The sequence below is a fragment of the Dellaglioa sp. CoH-55-MRSF-6 genome (assembly GCF_056782215.1).
In genome coordinates this window covers 170,571-188,799 of sequence record NZ_JBXAYJ010000003.1, presented here as the reverse complement: position 1 = coordinate 188,799, position 18,229 = coordinate 170,571, and the positions used below count along the sequence as shown (strand labels likewise).

Below are 18,229 nucleotides of genomic sequence, written 5' to 3'. Positions count from 1 at the left end.
CCCCCTAATGATCTATTTACTTGATGTAATTTTACGATAAAGTGCTTTACCACCGAATCGAGCTAAGAAATTAAATAAAAGCACTGCGATAATTAAGACGGCTGATGCGCCTGCAGAAACAGCTGATGCATCAGGCATAATACCTTCTGAATTAATTTTCCAGATATGAACAGCTAATGTTTCAGCTGGACGCATTGGATTTAACGGACTCGCAATATTAGCTGGATTCCAGTTTGTAAAATCTAGTGCTGGCGCACTTTGACCAGCAGTATAAATTAACGCAGCTGCTTCACCAAAGATACGGCCGGCACTCAATATAACACCCGTTAAAATACCAGGTACTGCATCTGGAACAATAACTCTCGTAACGGTTTCCCAACGCGATAATCCTAACGAAAAGCCAGCCTCACGTTGTGAATATGGGATAGAACGTAATGACTCTTCGATTGATCTTGTTAATAAAGGTAAATTGAAGAACGTTAAGGCTAATGCACCTGATAAAATTGAAAAACCGAAATTATATTGGACAACGAAAATCAAAAACCCAAAAAGCCCAACAACAACTGAAGGTAATGAACTTAAAATTTCAACAGACGTTCTAATAACCGTCGTCACCCAATTATTTTTAGCGTATTCTGATAACCAAATACCCGCTCCCAATGAAATAGGGAAAGAAATCAATAATGTTAATAATAATAGATAGAAGGAATTAAACAATTGGATTCCTACTCCACCACCACTTGAAAATGATTTTGCGGGTGATGTTAAGAAATGCCAGCTGATATGTGGCACACCTCTAACCAATATATAGCCAAGTAAGGCCGCTAAAACAAGAACGACGAATCCGGCAATACCATATAAAATACTTGTTGCGATTTTATCTACTTTTTTAGGATTCATTATTTAAGCGCCCCTCTCTTACCAATTACTCTAACAACCATGTTAAAGAATAATGACATTAATAATAGAATTAAAGCAAGTGACCATAGCGCATTATTTTCTAATGAGCCCATGACAGTATTTCCAATTCCCATCGTCAAAATACTTGTTAAAGTTGATGATGGTGTAATTAAACTTGATGGCATCAATGATGCATTACCAATAACCATTTGAACGGCTAAGGCTTCACCAAAAGCTCGTGCCATACCAAAAACAACCGCTGTCATGATACCTGGTGTTGCTGCTCTTAGAATAACTTTATAAATTGTTTGCCAACGTGTTGCACCTAAGGCCAGTGAGGCTTCCCGGTAATAACGTGGGACAGATTTTAAAGTATCAACAGTCATTGACGTAACGGTTGGTAGAATCATAACAAATAACACAAATGTCCCAGATAAAATACCAAACCCTGTTCCACCAAAAATACTTCGAACAAATGGGACCACAACTGAAAGACCAATAAATCCATAAACAACTGAAGGAATACCAACTAATAATTCAGTTACCGGTTGTAAAATTCGGCTACCCGTATTTGGTGAAATTTCAACCATGAAAATAGCTGTTCCAATAGCGAAAGGTGTTGCAATTAATGCTGATAAAAAAGTGACAAAGAATGATCCAGAAATCATTGGTAAAGCCCCAACTTCTGGCTTACCTGCTTTATCAAGCGTTCCAGGGTTCCAACTCTTTCCTAATAAAAAATCTTTAATTGATACTTTATCAGTAAAGAACGTTGCTAATCCTTTTGAAGCAACGAAATAAAAGATAGCAAGAACAATAGCGACGATTAGTCCAATACAGAAATAAGTAATTATTTTACCGCGCATCTCTAGTTTAGATGCTTTTGATTTTTTGAGTAAACTTTCACGAATCGGATCCATAACTACATCCCCTTCTTAATTGGTGTTATTTTACCTTCAACCGAACGACTCACTTGCATCTGTGTTGTTGGAATATAACCTAATTTACTAACAACCTGTTTTTGAATTTTATTTGACATCATATAAGTTAAAAATTGTTTTGTTAATCCCGTGGGTTCACCATTCGTATACATATGTTCGTATGACCAGATTTTCCATTTATTTGAGGCAACATTACTTTCAGTTGGTTTAACTTTATCAACAGAAAGTACATCGACCGTTTTATCAACGTATGAGAAAGCCATATAACTTATTGCACCAGGTGTCGATCCGACAATTTGTCGAACCATTCCCGTTGAATCTTGTTCCTGTGCATCTTTACTTTGCTTACCTTCTAATCCCCATTTTTCAAATGTTAATCGTGTTCCCGAACCAGATGCACGATTTAAAAGGACAATTGGTAAATCATTGCCACCTAGTTGCTTCCAATTTGTTAATTTACCAGTAAAAATATCTATAAGTTGTTTTTTTGAGACGTTTTTAACGCCCACACCATTATTCACAACTGGCGTAATTCCAACAACGGCAACTTGATGGTCTACAAGTTTACTTGCCTTAATGCCTGATTTTTCTTCAGCAAAAACATCTGAGTTACCAATGCTAACGGCTTTTTCTTGAACTTGACTCAATCCTGTTCCGGATCCGCCACCTTGAACATTAACAAAGACGCCAACATTTTCAGTCCCGTATTCTTCACCAGCTGCCTCAACTAAAGGTTGTAAAGCTGTAGATCCAACAATTGTAATCGATTTTCCTGAATTTGATTGTGTCTCACATCCCGTTAAAGTTAATAACATGATGGATAAAATTCCACCAATCATTACTAAAGATCCCTTTTTCATAGTAACTTCCTCCATAAATATCGATATTTAACTTATACATTAAGTTTATATTTTTAATGTAAAGGTCCTGTGGGGGTATTGTAAAGATTGTGTAAAGGTTACAACAAAAAAAGCCATAACATGACGTTATGACTTCAATCGTTATTTTAATTCTGGAGCATCAGTTTTGAATAAACTTTCGGTAGATACCCCACCGTGTTGTTCAATTAAACTGGTTTTTTCTTTCTCTTGTGCTTTTTTCAAAGTTTCAAGAGCGTCACTTTTCTTGTAATTATAGTCAGATTTATTTACTTTAGTGAAATTACTTGGTGCGTAGAATCTTAATAGATCACCCGTAATAACTTCATCTGATAATGATAATGACGTTGTAACATGTTTTAATTCTTTGTTATAAACTTTTTGTTGTGCTGCCGTTAGTTTTTCGATTTCTTTACCAGTCTTAGTGTTATACGTGGTATTTCCAACTTTTGTAAAGGTTGGTGAAACGAAATCACCATTTCTAAAGGCAACCGTTTGGTTACGATTTTTCGATAATAAATCATTACCAAATTGAACCGTATCGGTATTCTTAACGCCTAATAGATCAAGTAAAGTTGGTAGCACATCAATTTCACCACCATAAGTATGATTAATACCGCCCTTAAGGCCATTCATATGAATCATAAATGGTACCTTTTGGAACATCGTTAAATCATAACTTGTTACTTTGTCTTTACCTAAAAGCTGTGCAATAGCTTTCGGATGATTATTAGAGATACCATAGTGATCACCATACATCACAATCATACTGTCCTTATACAAGCCACTCTTCTTCAAGTAACTAACGAATTCTCCGAATGATTGATCAAGATATTTAGATGTTTGAACATAACCATCAACCGTACTATCGTCTGTATCCGTCTTTTTGATTGACGTATTCGCACTATCTAAATCATATGGATAATGGTTAGTTAGTGTGATGAGTTTAGCATAAAAAGGTTGGGGTAATTGTTCAATATACTTAACCGATTGCTTCAAGAAAATCTTATCTTTCATCCCATAACCAACTTTATAGTTAGCTTTGACATCATAATAAGGTTCACTGAAGAAATACTGGTAACCAAATGATTTATAAGTATTATTACGATTCCAGAAACTACCCACGTCACCATGGAAAGCTGCTGTAGAGTAGCCTTTTTGATCAAGAATAGCGGGTGCTGCTTGGAATGTATTTTGTGTGCCATAAGTCGTCATCGCTGAACCAGATGGTAACCCATAAAGGGATGCTTCCAACATCATTTCAGCATCAGACGTTTTACCTTGTCCAACTTGATTAAAGAAATTATCAAATGATAATGTATTTTGATCATGATAATATTTATTAATGTTAGGCGTAACTTGTTGCCCATCCCATTTATAATCGATCATGAACTGTTGGAAACTTTCTAGATGAATCACAAAAACATTTTTACCCTTCGCTTTTCCATAATACTTTATATTTGAATTAGAACGATTTTTATCCAAATACTTTAGAACTTTATCCATATCTTTAGCAGTGGCATTTTTACGTGTCGCACTTTCTTTTTGCGTTTGATAAACATTATATCCCGCATAGAAATTCAAGCCTAAATATTTAACAATATAGTTATTATCAAAAGTTCTTGTCAATAATTGAGAACGATCCTTTTCAGCTAAACCTAAGTTCCCTAAAGCTAAAAGTACAGATGCAATAGTCAGGATAAAAGCATAACGCTTTTTAATTGGGTTATAGTCAATTTTGACTAATTTAAAGACAAGAATCAAAATTAAAATAATAATATCGATATAAACAAAGAAATCAGTTGGTCGTAAAATACCGGCAATTCCCTTGTCTAGATTATTAGCTACTGAACCTGAATTTTTGATAATTCCTAGTGAAAGAAAATCTGAAAACTCACGATAATAAACCATATTTGCAAAAAGCCATGATGTTTGAATAAAATCAACAATCAGCAAAATCCAATATGATTTTTTACCCTTAAAGTAGATTGCAATTCCAAATAATAATAACGCTGTTGGTATTGGATTAATATAAAGTAAAAATTGTTGCATGCTACCTGTTGCACCTAATGTAAATTTGGTTTCATAAGCAACAACTGTTTTGGCCCAAAATAAAACGAGCGTCAAGAGGAGGAATCCCCATCTTGAGCTCAATTTATCCTGAACATATTTTAAAGTTGACCGCATCTTAGTGCCTCCATTTTTTAAGATCAGTTTTCGAGAACACGAAAATGTCTTTCAATCTATGTTTCAGTTATTGATTAACTAAATAGTAAGTCGTAAACTTCCATTGCAATTAAATCAATATCATCGAAAGGAAATTTAGTATGGTTACTTAAATCTTCTAACGTATATGCTTTCATATCTGGATCATATTCAACGATTCCCTTTTCAACACCTTCACGTTCGAAGTGTCTTGTTTGGATTTCGCCGTTATCTTCTTTTTGCATAGCCTCTAAGCGACTAATGATTGCTACTAACTGAGAATTTTTCATAGTTGTTCCCCTTTCAATATCATAGTTAATAATACCAAATTTTCTATACATTTACACCTGATTAAGCAGATTATAATCGTTTCTTAACTTGTTTTTATGCTAAACTGTTAGTTATTAGACTTGGAGGCATAAAAATGAGCTTATTTAGAAAAGATTTGAACGATCAAGTATTTAAAATAGAGGTCTCAGATATTCGTCAATTTGATGATGAAGTGAGCCAAATTCCTGATATGATTAAATTAACAATGGGTGAACCAGATTTTAATACACCCGATCATGTTAAAGCAGCTGCCATCGAAGCCATTCATGAAAATTACTCACATTATATGGGTATGGCTGGTGATATTGAGTTACGTGAAGCTGCCAGTGAATTTTTTAATGAAAAATATGACGTTACTTATGATGCACAATCTGAAATTCTAGTTACAGTTGGTGCAACTGAAGCCATCGCAACTGCCTTACAGACTATCTTCAACCCCGGCGATGCCGTTCTTGTCCCAACGCCACTCTACCCTGGCTATATGCCACTGATTACTTTAAATCGGGTTAAACCAATTTTTATCAACACACGTGATAATAACTTTAGATTAACACCTGAGATGATTAATCAAGCTGTTAAAGATAATCCAAATGAAAATATTAAAGGTATTATCCTAATTAATCCAAGTAATCCAACTGGTATTTCTTGGACCGAAGATGAAGTTATTGCGATAACTGATGAAATTAGAAAGCAAAAATTATGGGCAATTAGTGATGAAATTTATAGTGAATTAACTTATGATCATGAACATGTCTCAATTGCAAAATATATCCGTGACCAAACTGTCCTAATTAATGGTTTATCAAAATCGCATGCCATGACTGGCTGGCGCATTGGATTCTTGCTTGCTCCCAAAGCGATGACTGATGAATTAAAAAAAGTTCATCAATACTTAGTAACCTCTGCAACAAGTGTTTCTCAACGTGCTGGAATTGCTGCCTTACGTGACGGTAAAGACGATGGTCGCATAATGAATGTTGAATATAAAAAACGCCGTGATTTCGTTATGGCTGAAATGAAAAAAATGCATTTTGAAATGGCACAACCTAGTGGCGCTTTTTATATTTTCGCAAAAATTCCTGCAGGATATAACCAAGATTCTATGGCATTCTGTAAAGAACTAGCTTTTAATAATAAACTTGCCTTAATTCCAGGAACTGCTTTTGGTGATTCTGGTCAAGGTTACGTTCGCTTAAGTTACGCTTCTAGTATGGAGAATTTAGTGCTTGGGATGGAACGTTTGAATGACTACATGACACAAAATAAATAAAAATACGGCGTTATTTCTTTATACTTACTTTTTGTAAGCATATATTTAGGCTAATTATATTTCCTCTGATATTATATTCAAATAAATAAAGGAGGAATTCAAATGGTACAAGCAATTACAGATGAAAATTTCAAAACAGTTACAGATTCAGGTATAACATTGACGGATTTTTGGGCAACATGGTGTGGCCCTTGCAAAATGCAATCACCAGCAATTGAGGAATTAGAACAAGAAATAGGTGACAAGGTTAAATTTGCTAAAATGGATGTTGACCAAAATCCTAAAACAGCTGACGATTTTGGTATCATGGGAATTCCCACATTAATGATTAAAAAAGATGGCGAAGTTGTTGATACACTCGTCGGTTATCATTCAAAAGAGCAAGTTAAAGACGCTTTATCACAATATATTTAACGATTTTGAAAAGCTAACTAATAAAAGCATTGTCATTTGACAGTGCTTTTTTGTCGTTATTTTGAATAGTAATAAACTGATTAGCGATTTTAGTATTGCTTAAAGAAACACGTTCTTCTCCTTATAAAACACAAAAAAAACCATTGCCAATAATAGAAAATCTATCATCAGCAATGGTTACTATCATATTTCATTTATTTAATCTTCAATTCCAACTTCTTCTACCTTATCTGGTTTAACAACTAAAGCAAACATTCCCGCAAATAGTCCAACATAGTAAGTTAAAATACGCCATAACAACATGGCTAAAATCAATTTACTGTGACTGGTCATGAAACTAGAAAAGACAATCGCGAAGCTATATTCTGCACCACCAGTTCCCCCCGGAATTGGGAAAAGTGAAATTACCATGACAATAAGCACATGAAGTGCTGTAATCATAATCACATTCACTGATGTGTATCCCAATGACAACATAATAAAGTATGGAATTAAATAGTAAAACGCGAGTTGGAAGAATGTTAATACAAAAACGTGAAAAATCATTTTCTTTTCATTCTTCATACGTAAACTCTCTTTATGGAAGTTTTCAATTTTTGAATAAATACTTGTATTCCAGCGATCAAAACGATCCCCTTTAACGAATAACTTAACAACTAGCATACAAACATACACTAATTTTTTAGTGAATCCATACCAATACATGATCATTAACAAAGCAGTAATCACAGCTAAATGAATCACAAATCCAAAAATCACGAATACCATTAGATAATTAACTTTATCTTGAATGTATTGAAACCCAATTAGTAAACAAACAATAAAATTAATAACAATCATTGCCTGGTAAACGACAAATTTCATTAATAAAATGGAACTTGCACGACCAGCGTCCACACCTGACTGAGCCATCGCAAACAATTGTGCAGGTTGTCCACCTGTTGAAAAAGGTGTGATTCCATTAAATAATTGTTCAATCAGTGGAATACGAATTGCATTCTTAAATGTAAATTTTTTATGTTGCCCTATCATGAACCGTTGAACAACAAATGCTTCAATGACAAAGTACATACAGATACAAAATACTGCTACTAATAACCACCATATATTAATATTAACTAAAGCTTTAACGAGCGACTGAATTGATACATTTTTTAAAGAATAAGCGAATATCCCCATCCCAATTATAACCATTAACGTCAATAAACCTATGTTTTTTCGAGTCATCTTTTAGCCCTCTTTGCTCTGGTCCAAGTAAAATTGATGCCAAATTTCAGCCAATCTATCCTCAGAATAGTATGCTGATGCCTGATCTGCTTTGTCATGCAAAACTGATAACGCATTGGGATCTTCTTTTAATTTTCTCAATTTAATTTGCATACCATTAACATCTGTCGCGGCATCATAATAGCCCTCAATAACCGCTTTATAAAGATCTAAATCGCGCAATAATACAGGTGTCCCACAACTAAATGCTTCTAATACTGACATTGGAAACAATTCATTGAAAGATGGCAGTAAGAAAAGGTTAGCAATATTGTAATAATTTACTAGAGCTTCTCGATCAATAATCCCAGTAAACGTTAAATTACTAGGCGGATTATCAACTACTTTTTTTAATTCAGCATAACCGTCAGTTAACTTACCAAATGAAAAGCCACCGGCCCAAATAAATTGGATATCAGGATTTTGCTTAGCTAACTTAATAAAATCGGGCACACCTTTTCTTTCTTGAACTTGACCATCACCAAAAACAACAAATTTATCGGCTGGAATACCTAACGCATCTCTAAAAGCTTGTTTTTCTTCCACGGTTTTTTCATAAAAAACTTTTTTTGAAACAAAATTAGGAATATACGTGACGCGTTCTTTTGGAATCTTAAACGCTTCAAGTTTTGGAATAAAACTTGGATTAACCACGACAATATGATCCATTCGTTTATAAAAAGCAATTACATACCAATAAAAAATGGCTTTAAAAGGTTGTGGAATTTTAACACTTCCCTCAAGTGTTTCTGGTAAAAAATGGACATAGCCAATTTTTTTACCTCTACCTGGCATAAAAGTCGAAAGGTAATAAGGAAAATTGATGGTATGGTAATGACTAATATCTGAGCGACTATATTTATTCACACTAATTTTGAATTCAGTTGGAAAGCGTTCTTTGAGCAACTTCATCATTTCGGTATATGCGCTACCGACCCCTTGTCCTTTAACCGAATTGGCCGCAGAAAACATGTTAATTAATAGCATGGTTGAAACTCCTTTGAAAATAAATTCGTTTATAGATGACTGATTTCGTCATCCTCTTCTTCTATTTCAACATAATGAATTTGAGCATCTTGGTAAAATTCAGCAACTTTTGATCCAAATGTTGCCGCTGAAATTTCTTTTAACTTTTCTAATCTTGGCTCTGGATCAACTTCTTCATGACATCTATTTAAGTAATCAATAATATCAGTCACCATTTCAGTTTCAGATGAAAAAGTTTTACCAACTTCTGGTTTTTCCATTAACTCGTCAGTATATTTACCCGTTTTAGCAATAACCGGTGTTCCAGCAGCTAAAGCTTCGATAAACGTCAATCCTTGAGATTCTGTTACTGATGCAGACACAAATAAATCTGCTAACTGATAAAAATGGAATACCTCATCATTATCAACTTCACCAATAAATCTGACGTTGTCCTTTAAATTTAAACTTTCTGTTTGCTCTTCAAGGGTTTCACGTGCCGGACCATCCCCTACAATCAAGAGTAAAACATTCGGTACTTTTTTAATTATCGCTGGCATACCATCAATAATTTCTTGTGTATTCTTTTCAAATGCCAATCGACTTAACGCAAGCATGACTGGTTGATCTTCAGAAATGTCTAATTTAGAACGATAATCTTCTGTTTCAATTTGTTCAAATTGAGAAATGTCTACCCCTGTAGGGATAACTCGTATTTCTGATTTCACACCATACTTCTGTAGCAACGTCTGAACGCGTGTACTTGGTGCGATAATCCCGCTCATATGGAATGCAAATGTTTTTGTCATTTGCTTAACATGGTATGGTTTCAATAACTTACCATTGGCAATGTAATGTAAATAATCTTCATACATTGTATGATAGGTATGTAAACAAGGAACTTTTAAATTTCTTGCAACAAATTTACCAATCCAGCCCATAGAAAATTCAGTCTGTGTATGAATAACGTCTAAATTTAGTTCTTTTGCCACTTGGTAAGCTTGAAATAAGCCTCTAACAGCAATTCTTCTATCTGTAAAAGAAACAAATGGAATACTAGAGAATCTAAAAATATTACGTTCATATACTGTCTTATCAACATGTGGGTCAGTCGTCGTAAAGATATAGACGGTATGTCCCTCTTTTTCGAGCTCGTTTCTTAGTGTTTTTATTGAAGTCGCCACACCGCTCACTTGTGGAAAATATGTATCTGTAAAAATTCCAATATTCACGATAAGGTCCCCTTGTCTATTCTAATATAATAGTTTTAATTATATTGGTTTCTCACCCGTTATGCAATAAAAGTAGACTATTCTCATCTATTCCCAATTAAACACAAAAAAACTGATAATCGAAATTACCAGTTTTTTTGTGTTTAATTTATTTCATGTAAGATTCAACTAATGCAATAACTTCTTCATTAGTTTCACAGTCAGAAACAGCTTTATCAGCTAATTCCTTCATTTTTGTTGTATCTAATTTTTTCATTAAACTACGTGTTTTAAGAATTGACGAAGCACTCATTGAGAATTCATCAAGTCCCATTCCAGCTAAAATAGGTACGGCAATTTGATCGCCGGCCATTTCGCCACACATACCTGCCCACTTACCTTCTTTATGAGCCGAATCAATTACCATTTTAATCAAACGTAAAATTGATGGGTTATAAGGTTGGTAAAGGTATGACACTTGTTCATTACCTCGATCAGCAGCCATTGAATATTGAATTAAATCATTTGTACCAATACTAAAGAAATCAGCATACTTAGCCAAATGATCACCGTTCATAACAGCAGCAGGAATTTCCATCATCATACCGACTTCAAGTTTATCTGCTACTGGTACACCAGCGTCAATTAACTTAGTACGTTCTTCAGTATAGATAGCTTTTGCTGATTTAAATTCATCAACAGTTGCAATCATAGGGAACATAATTGCTAATTGTCCATAATGAGAAGCTCTAAGTAGAGCACGAAGTTGTGTTCTGAAAATATCTTGACGATCCAAACTAATACGGATTGCGCGATATCCTAAGAACGGATTCATTTCCTCTGGTAATGGCAAGTAAGGTAATTCCTTATCGCCTCCAATATCCATTGTTCTTACAACTACTTGTTTACCATTCATACCTTCAACTGCAGCTTTATAAGCTTTAAATTGATCATCTTCTGAAGGTAATTCACTAGCATCCATGTATAAGAATTCTGAACGGAATAAACCAACTGCTTCAGCACCATTATCTACTGCACCCTCAACATCCTTAGGTGTACCGATATTAGCAGCTAAATCAAAATGTACGCCATCAGCAGTAACTGTTTTAGCGTCTTTTAGTTCTTCCCATTCAGCTTTTTGATCAGAAAAAGCTTTTGCTTTTGCTTCATATGTTGAAATTTCTTCAGCAGTAGGATTGATAATTCCGTCACCATTGATACCATCAACAATAACCATATCACCTTCTGAGATTGCAGTCGTTGGATCACCAGCGCCTACAACAGCAGGAATTTCAAGCGTACGAGACATAATAGCAGAATGAGAAGTACGTCCACCAACATCAGTAATAAATCCTTTAACAAATTTACGATTTAATTGGGCTGTATCCGATGGTGTTAAATCATGTGCAACGACCACAACTTCTTGATCGATAAGAGCAGGATTAGGAATTGTAACTCCTAATAAATGACTCATTACACGTTTCGTAACATCACGAATATCGCCTGCACGTTCTTGCATATAAGCATTATCAGTCATATCTTCAAACATTGAAATGAACATATCTGTGACATCCTTCAATGCTGCTTCAGCGTTGACCTTATCATTTTTGATTTTATCGCCAATGTTGCCCATAAGTTCAGGATCTGAAAGGATTGTCAAATGAGCTTCAAAAACCTCGGCTTCTTCTGCGCCGAGGTTTTCTGCAGCTTTTTGTTTGATTAGTTTCAAATCTTCACTTGATGCTGCAACAGCAGCATCAAGGCGTTTGATTTCTGACTCTGGATCTTCAATGCTTACTTGCGAGAATGACAAATCGGGTTGAACTAACATATATGCTTTAGCAATGGCAATACCATCACTAGCAGCAATCCCTTTTAGCATTTTCGACATTATTCAGCAAGTCCTTCTTTCGTCATTGTTTCTGTAATAGCTGCGATTGCATCTGTTTCGTCAGCGCCATCAGCAGTGATTGTTACATCAGCATTTTGACCAACGCCTAATGACATAACGCCCATGATTGATTTCAAGTTTACTGATTTTTCTCCGTAAACCAAAGCAACGTCAGCAGTAAATTTGCTTGCTGCTTGTACCAATAATGTAGCTGGACGCGCGTGGATACCTGTTTCTGCGATTACGTGAAAGTCTTTCTTTTCCATAATTAATTATCTCCTTGATGTTCTATATTTTTTTATTTTAGAAAAATGCATAACCCACTAACAAAAGCAAAGAACACGTTTTCATTAATAAATTAAACACATTAGTCTTTAGAGACAAATAATACCATTATTTAAAAAATGATACAAGTCTTTAGTTTTTCAAACTAACATATTTGTAAATAATTTGACCTTCTCTTTGCGCATTACCAACGATTGCCTTACGTAATTTTTCTTTTTGCCAAACAAGTTGAAACGCCATAAATTCATCTGGGTTGATTGTTATTGTCTCTATTTCACCAGCAATCAATGCATCAATTTTTGCTTTATAATCTTCGCTCATTTTCAAACCTCTTTTCACTAAAATCTACTATACTAAATTCATTATAGATTAGCCTCCATAAAATGTAAAAAAGGAGTTCTAATTGCTTGCAGAATTTTTCCATATTTTGTATACTATTCATCGAAGGTCAAAGATGGTCAACATGTTTTTGATCTTAGATAAACTAAACTATACGAACGAAATATGAAAGGTTGTGACACATATGATCTGTCAAAATTGTCAAATCAATCCAGCGACAATACACTTATCAACTAACTTAAATGGTCAACATCAAGAATACGATTTATGTCAAAATTGTTATCGATTACTAAAAGATGAACAAGAGCGTTTAAGTAATGGTCAAATCCGTAATAATCAACAAGATCCATTTAGCTTTGGTAACCTTGATGATTTATTTAATGCGATTGCACCAAATAGTCAAAATAATAGTTCACAAAGAAAAGAGCAGACACCTCCTACCCAAGCTGGTAGAAATGGTGGCGCTAATAAAAATAATGGTAAGGATACAATCCTTGGTCAATTCGGTCTTAATTTAACCGATGAGGCACGGGCAGGAAATATTGACCCGGTCATTGGTCGCGATCAAGAAATTAATCAAATCATTGAAATTTTGAATCGTCGGACAAAAAATAATCCTGTTCTAATCGGCGAAGCTGGTGTTGGTAAAACAGCAGTCGTTGAAGGATTAGCTCAAAAAATTGTTGATTCAGCTGTTCCTCAAAAACTTTTAAACAAACAAGTTATTCGATTAGATGTTGTTTCATTAGTTCAAGGAACGGGTATTCGTGGTCAGTTCGAAGAACGAATGCAACAATTAATGAAGGAACTTAAAAATGATAAGTCTATCATTCTATTCATTGATGAAATTCATGAAATTGTAGGCGCTGGTAATGCTGAAGGTGGTATGGATGCCGGTAACGTTCTAAAACCAGCTCTTGCTCGAGGCGAATTACAACTCGTTGGCGCAACAACTCTAAATGAATATCGTCAAATCGAAAAAGATGCTGCGCTTGCACGTCGTTTACAGCCTATCCAAGTTGATGAACCTAGTGTCGAAGAGTCAATCGTCATTTTAAAAGGTATTCAAAAGAAATACGAAGCTTACCATCATGTTCATTATAGTGATGAAGCAATTGAAGCTGCTGCTTCTCTCTCTGACCGTTACATTCAAGATCGTTTTTTACCAGATAAAGCCATCGATTTACTTGATGAATCTGGGTCAAAAATGAATTTAACCATTAAAGCTATTGATCCCAAATTAGTTGCAGAAAAAATTAAAAACGCTGAAACTCAAAAACAAGCTGCACTAACCGACGAAGATTATGAAAAAGCAGCCTACTATCGCGATCAAGTCGCAAAATTCAAAGAATTACAAGATAGTAATACTGATTCTGATGAATTACCAATTGTAACCGAAAAAGAAATGGAACAAATTATTGAAGAAAAAACAGGGATTCCTGTAGGCGAACTAAAGGAAAAAGAGCAACAACAATTGAAAAATTTAGCCACTTCCCTTCAAGCTAATGTCATTGGCCAAGATGACGCCATTGATAAAGTGGCCCGCGCCATCCGCCGTAACCGGATTGGATTCAATAAATCTGGGCGTCCTATCGGATCATTCTTGTTTGTTGGACCAACTGGAATTGGTAAAACAGAACTTGCTAAACAATTATCAAAAGAATTATTTGGAACAAAAGAATCAATGATTCGTTTCGATATGAGTGAGTACATGGAGAACCATTCAGTTTCTAAATTGATTGGTTCCCCTCCTGGCTATGTTGGTTATGAAGAAGCTGGTCAATTAACTGAACAAGTTCGTCGTAATCCATACAGTTTAATCTTGTTAGATGAAGTTGAAAAAGCACATCCTGATGTTATGCATATGTTCTTGCAGATTCTTGAAGATGGCCGTTTAACAGATTCACAAGGTCGCGTGGTAAGTTTCAAAGATACGATTATCATTATGACATCTAACGCTGGTAGTGCTGATGCTGAAGCAAATGTTGGCTTTGGTGCAACGTCAACTGGTGCAACCCATGCCATCATTGATAAACTATCAAATTACTTCCGTCCTGAATTTTTAAACCGTTTTGATGACATCGTTGAATTTAACTCATTAAGTAAAGAAAACTTAGTTTCAATCGTAAGTATCATGCTTGATGACGTTAATAAAGTTCTTAAAAATCAAAACTTAGAACTTCACGTTACAAATCGGGTTGAAGAAAAATTAGTTGATTTAGGCTACAATCCCGCAATGGGTGCTCGTCCACTAAGACGTGTTATCCAGGAACAGATTGAAGATCAAATAGCTGACTTCTACCTTGATAATCCTGATGTAACAAAATTAGCTGCAAAAATTGAAAAAGATGAAATTAAGATATCAGCCGATACAACTACTGATGTTAAAGATTCCGACTCTAACGTTGAAAAGTAAAGGCTAAACTAAAGATGCAGACTCAGATAATTTTTTCTGAGTCTGCATCTTTTTTTATTTTATTCATTCTTTTAAATAAATAAACGATATTTCAAACACTTTTCCCCAATAATTAATCTTTTTAGGTTATAATTATGATATTAGATTATGAATGGAGCTGATTAAAATCGCCTTAAGAGATTTCTTCCGGAATATGTTGTCTGTTTTTACAAAAAATGACCAACCTACTTCCACTTCCGATATACAATTTGTATTCAATTCTGAATCAACAAAAAAATATAAGGCACCAAAACAAAAGAAACATGAAGTCATTGAAGAAAAAACTTTTCTACCAACATCTGTTTCAGATGCCACAATGATTGTTTACTATAAAGACCAAAATAATAATAATCTATCTCGTCCGCAAATTATCAGTGGCACTATAGGTAGCGATTTAAGACTTCAATTTGAACCAATCAATGATTATAATCTAGTTGGCATTTCGGGATTCACAAGTACTTTTGTAACCAACTATGGTGCTATTATTTTAAGCTATGAAAAGAAACATGGCGCTGCCGTTTGGATTTATAATCAAGATATTGATGGTGGCTACTTAATCGGCTCACCCACTTTACTACGTGGCCATTTGAATGACCCTTTCACTTATGACCCTGTCAATATTCCAGGGTTCAATTTATTGCGTGCCTCAAAAACTAGTTATGGTACTTTCACAAATGAACAACAAACCATCTACTATTATTATCGCAACATCAATTGGAAAACCGTCGATCAAATTGACGCATACATCCAGATTACAAAACGCGTACGTCCTTATGACTTACCCGAGGGTAACTCCTATCCCGCCTTCTTACCTGCTGGCGTTATTTTACAAGTATTTGAAAAAATCGAAACGAATTTGGGAACTATTTGGTACAGCATAGGTGGCAATCAATGGTTAGAAAGTACTTCTAATGTAAAAATGATTATTCAACCCAAATATGCTTTATTACCCGACAATGACACCAATGAATTTACTAAAAAAATAATCAATCACTCTGCTTCAATTGATTACATTCCTAATAAATCTGTAACTATTTACACTAAACCTTATGGTAAAAAATTACGAGTTTTAGCTGACAATACACAAGTTACTTTAATCAGTCAGTTATCATCAAGTAATGATGTTTGGTTTGAATTAAAAGATGGTGGTTTTATTGATGAAACTTACATCAAAATGCCTTACTCATTAAATTAATAAGCACTCAAAAAAGAGGTATACCAATTGGTATACCTCTTTTCGTTTATAGTTTTGATGTTAATGTAACGTTTGGATATTTGTCAGCAAACCAGCGTTCTGCGAATGCATTTTCAAACAAGAACAACGGTAAGTCTTGTCGATCTTTAACAAGTAAGTTACGTGAACTTGACATCTTTTCATCCAATTGTTCTGGATCAATCCAGCGAGCTGTTTTAGAACCCATTGGTGTCATGATAACTTCTGAATTATATTCATTTAACATTCTGAATTGGAAGACTTCAAATTGAAGTTGACCAACGGCACCCAGAATATAGTCACCCGTGTTGTAACTTCTATATAATTGAACAGCACCTTCTTGAACCAACTGTTGAATACCCTTATGGAATGATTTTTGTTTCATTACATTTTTAGCATTAACGCTCATGAATAATTCAGGCGTAAATTGAGGTAATTTTTCAAAGGTAATTGGTTTCTTCATGTTACTGATTGTATCGCCAATTTGGAAATTACCAGTATCATATAATCCAATAATATCGCCAGCTACAGCTGATTCTAAAACTTCACGAGAATCTGCCATAAATTGGGTTGAATTAGATAAACGCATTTTCTTTTCAGTTCTTGCTAATTTAACATCCATCCCACGTTCAAATTCACCTGAACAAATTCGAATAAACGCAATTCGATCACGATGATTAGGATTCATATTTGCTTGAATTTTGAAAACAAACCCAGAAAAATGTTCATTTGTTGGTTGTATCGTTGTTTCTTCAATCGTTTTATGTTCTTGTGGTGCTGGTGCATAGTTCAAATAAATATCTAAGAACGTTTTTACACCAAAGTTAGTTAATGCTGATCCAAAGAAAACCGGCGTTAAATCCCCTGTTGCGATTTTTGCTTCATCAAAGGTATTACCAGCATCGCCCAATAATTCAATTTCATCTAGCACTTCTTGATAGATACTATCTTCTTTTAAAGGATGGTCGCCTTCAATCTCACCGGCGTCATTTAAATCAACGTAGTCCATGCCTTTATCTTCTTTTTGGTAAAGTTCAATACGATGGTTGTAGATATCGTATAATCCCTTTAAGCCTTTACCCATACCAATTGGCCAGTTCATTGGGTATGATTCAACGCCCAAGACCTCTTCGAGTTCAGCCATTAAATCAAGTGGCTCACGTCCATCACGATCCATCTTATTGATGAATGTGAAAATAGGAATGCCACGCATTTTACAAATTTTAAATAATTTCTTTGTTTGTGGTTCAATTCCTTTTGCAGAATCAATAACCATGACTGCAGAATCTACGGCCATTAATGTTCGGTAGGTATCTTCCGAGAAATCCTCATGCCCAGGTGTATCTAAAATATTAACCCGCTTATCGGCGTAATCAAATTGCATAACTGAACTAGTAACAGAAATACCACGTTTCTTTTCAATTTCCATCCAATCAGATTTTGCAAAAGTACCAGATTTTTTACCCTTAACTGTTCCGGCAGAACGGACAACCCCACCGAATAAAAGTAATTGTTCTGTAATGGTTGTTTTACCAGCATCGGGATGAGAAATAATCGCAAATGTTCGGCGTTTTTTTACTTGAGTCTCTAATTCTTCTGTATTCATTTTTTGTCCTCTCTAAAACATATTACTCATAGTTTATCATAAATGATAATGAACTTCGA

At 34.7% G+C, this 18,229-nt stretch carries 16 protein-coding genes; 4 read left to right on the top strand and 12 right to left on the bottom strand.

Translation table 11 applies throughout. From position 1 onward, the window contains the following. Positions 1-12: 12 nt before the first annotated feature. The 5 genes from pstA to AC1RPK_RS04610 all read right to left on the bottom strand — a co-directional run bounded on the left by pstA (position 13) and on the right by AC1RPK_RS04610 (position 5,214). A complete protein-coding gene (pstA, locus tag AC1RPK_RS04630; protein ID WP_481761494.1) occupies positions 13-900 on the bottom strand; it encodes a phosphate ABC transporter permease PstA in 888 nt (295 codons plus the stop codon). Next, complete coding sequence (gene pstC / locus AC1RPK_RS04625) at positions 900-1,820, bottom strand: phosphate ABC transporter permease subunit PstC (RefSeq protein ID WP_409022169.1); 921 nt, start codon at positions 1,818-1,820, stop codon at positions 900-902. Before pstC ends, pstA begins: the two co-directional genes overlap by 1 nt. A gap of 2 nt (positions 1,821-1,822) precedes the next feature. Further along, the gene (locus AC1RPK_RS04620; RefSeq protein WP_481761495.1) at positions 1,823-2,701 is read right to left on the bottom strand and encodes a phosphate ABC transporter substrate-binding protein PstS family protein; all 879 of its coding nucleotides are present in this window, start codon (positions 2,699-2,701) and stop codon (positions 1,823-1,825) included. Positions 2,702-2,842: 141 nt separating this feature from the next. After that, entirely contained in the window at positions 2,843-4,906 is a 2,064-nt protein-coding gene (locus AC1RPK_RS04615; RefSeq protein ID WP_481761496.1) for an LTA synthase family protein, read from the bottom strand. Positions 4,907-4,980: 74 nt separating this feature from the next. Beyond that, positions 4,981-5,214: a YkuJ family protein gene (locus tag AC1RPK_RS04610; RefSeq protein ID WP_409022166.1), complete on the bottom strand. Its 234-nt coding sequence runs from the start codon at positions 5,212-5,214 to the stop codon at positions 4,981-4,983. 134 nt (positions 5,215-5,348) lie between these two features. Here AC1RPK_RS04610 and AC1RPK_RS04605 point away from each other — a divergent pair, with 134 nt between their 5' ends. Continuing rightward, positions 5,349-6,524 carry a pyridoxal phosphate-dependent aminotransferase gene (locus AC1RPK_RS04605; RefSeq protein WP_481761497.1) on the top strand — a complete coding sequence of 392 codons (1,176 nt, stop codon included), beginning with the start codon at positions 5,349-5,351 and terminating at the stop codon, positions 6,522-6,524. A gap of 102 nt (positions 6,525-6,626) precedes the next feature. Then, entirely contained in the window at positions 6,627-6,938 is a 312-nt protein-coding gene (gene trxA, locus AC1RPK_RS04600; RefSeq protein WP_481761498.1) for a thioredoxin, read from the top strand. 198 nt (positions 6,939-7,136) lie between these two features. Here the strand turns inward: trxA and AC1RPK_RS04595 are convergent, their stop codons facing one another. From AC1RPK_RS04595 to AC1RPK_RS04570, 6 genes are all read right to left on the bottom strand, one after another. Next, positions 7,137-8,165, bottom strand: coding sequence for a lysylphosphatidylglycerol synthase transmembrane domain-containing protein (locus AC1RPK_RS04595; protein ID WP_481761499.1), 1,029 nt, complete (start codon positions 8,163-8,165; stop codon positions 7,137-7,139). Positions 8,166-8,168: 3 nt separating this feature from the next. Next, complete coding sequence (locus tag AC1RPK_RS04590) at positions 8,169-9,191, bottom strand: glycosyltransferase family 4 protein (protein WP_481761500.1); 1,023 nt, start codon at positions 9,189-9,191, stop codon at positions 8,169-8,171. 29 nt (positions 9,192-9,220) lie between these two features. Continuing rightward, positions 9,221-10,402: a glycosyltransferase family 4 protein gene (locus tag AC1RPK_RS04585; RefSeq protein ID WP_481761501.1), complete on the bottom strand. Its 1,182-nt coding sequence runs from the start codon at positions 10,400-10,402 to the stop codon at positions 9,221-9,223. 148 nt (positions 10,403-10,550) lie between these two features. Then, a complete protein-coding gene (gene ptsP / locus AC1RPK_RS04580; protein ID WP_481761502.1) occupies positions 10,551-12,272 on the bottom strand; it encodes a phosphoenolpyruvate--protein phosphotransferase in 1,722 nt (573 codons plus the stop codon). Next, complete coding sequence (locus AC1RPK_RS04575) at positions 12,272-12,538, bottom strand: phosphocarrier protein HPr (protein WP_409022159.1); 267 nt, start codon at positions 12,536-12,538, stop codon at positions 12,272-12,274. Before AC1RPK_RS04575 ends, ptsP begins: the two co-directional genes overlap by 1 nt. Positions 12,539-12,689: 151 nt before the next feature. Further along, a complete protein-coding gene (locus AC1RPK_RS04570) occupies positions 12,690-12,878 on the bottom strand; it encodes a hypothetical protein (protein ID WP_057973672.1) in 189 nt (62 codons plus the stop codon). A gap of 202 nt (positions 12,879-13,080) precedes the next feature. Here AC1RPK_RS04570 and AC1RPK_RS04565 point away from each other — a divergent pair, with 202 nt between their 5' ends. Beyond that, positions 13,081-15,312: an ATP-dependent Clp protease ATP-binding subunit gene (locus AC1RPK_RS04565; protein ID WP_481761503.1), complete on the top strand. Its 2,232-nt coding sequence runs from the start codon at positions 13,081-13,083 to the stop codon at positions 15,310-15,312. A 151-nt stretch (positions 15,313-15,463) separates the two neighbouring features. Then, entirely contained in the window at positions 15,464-16,546 is a 1,083-nt protein-coding gene (locus tag AC1RPK_RS04560) for a MucBP domain-containing protein (RefSeq protein WP_481761504.1), read from the top strand. Between the two features lie 46 nt (positions 16,547-16,592). Here the strand turns inward: AC1RPK_RS04560 and AC1RPK_RS04555 are convergent, their stop codons facing one another. Next, positions 16,593-18,170 carry a peptide chain release factor 3 gene (locus AC1RPK_RS04555; protein ID WP_481761505.1) on the bottom strand — a complete coding sequence of 526 codons (1,578 nt, stop codon included), beginning with the start codon at positions 18,168-18,170 and terminating at the stop codon, positions 16,593-16,595. Positions 18,171-18,229 lie beyond the last annotated feature (59 nt).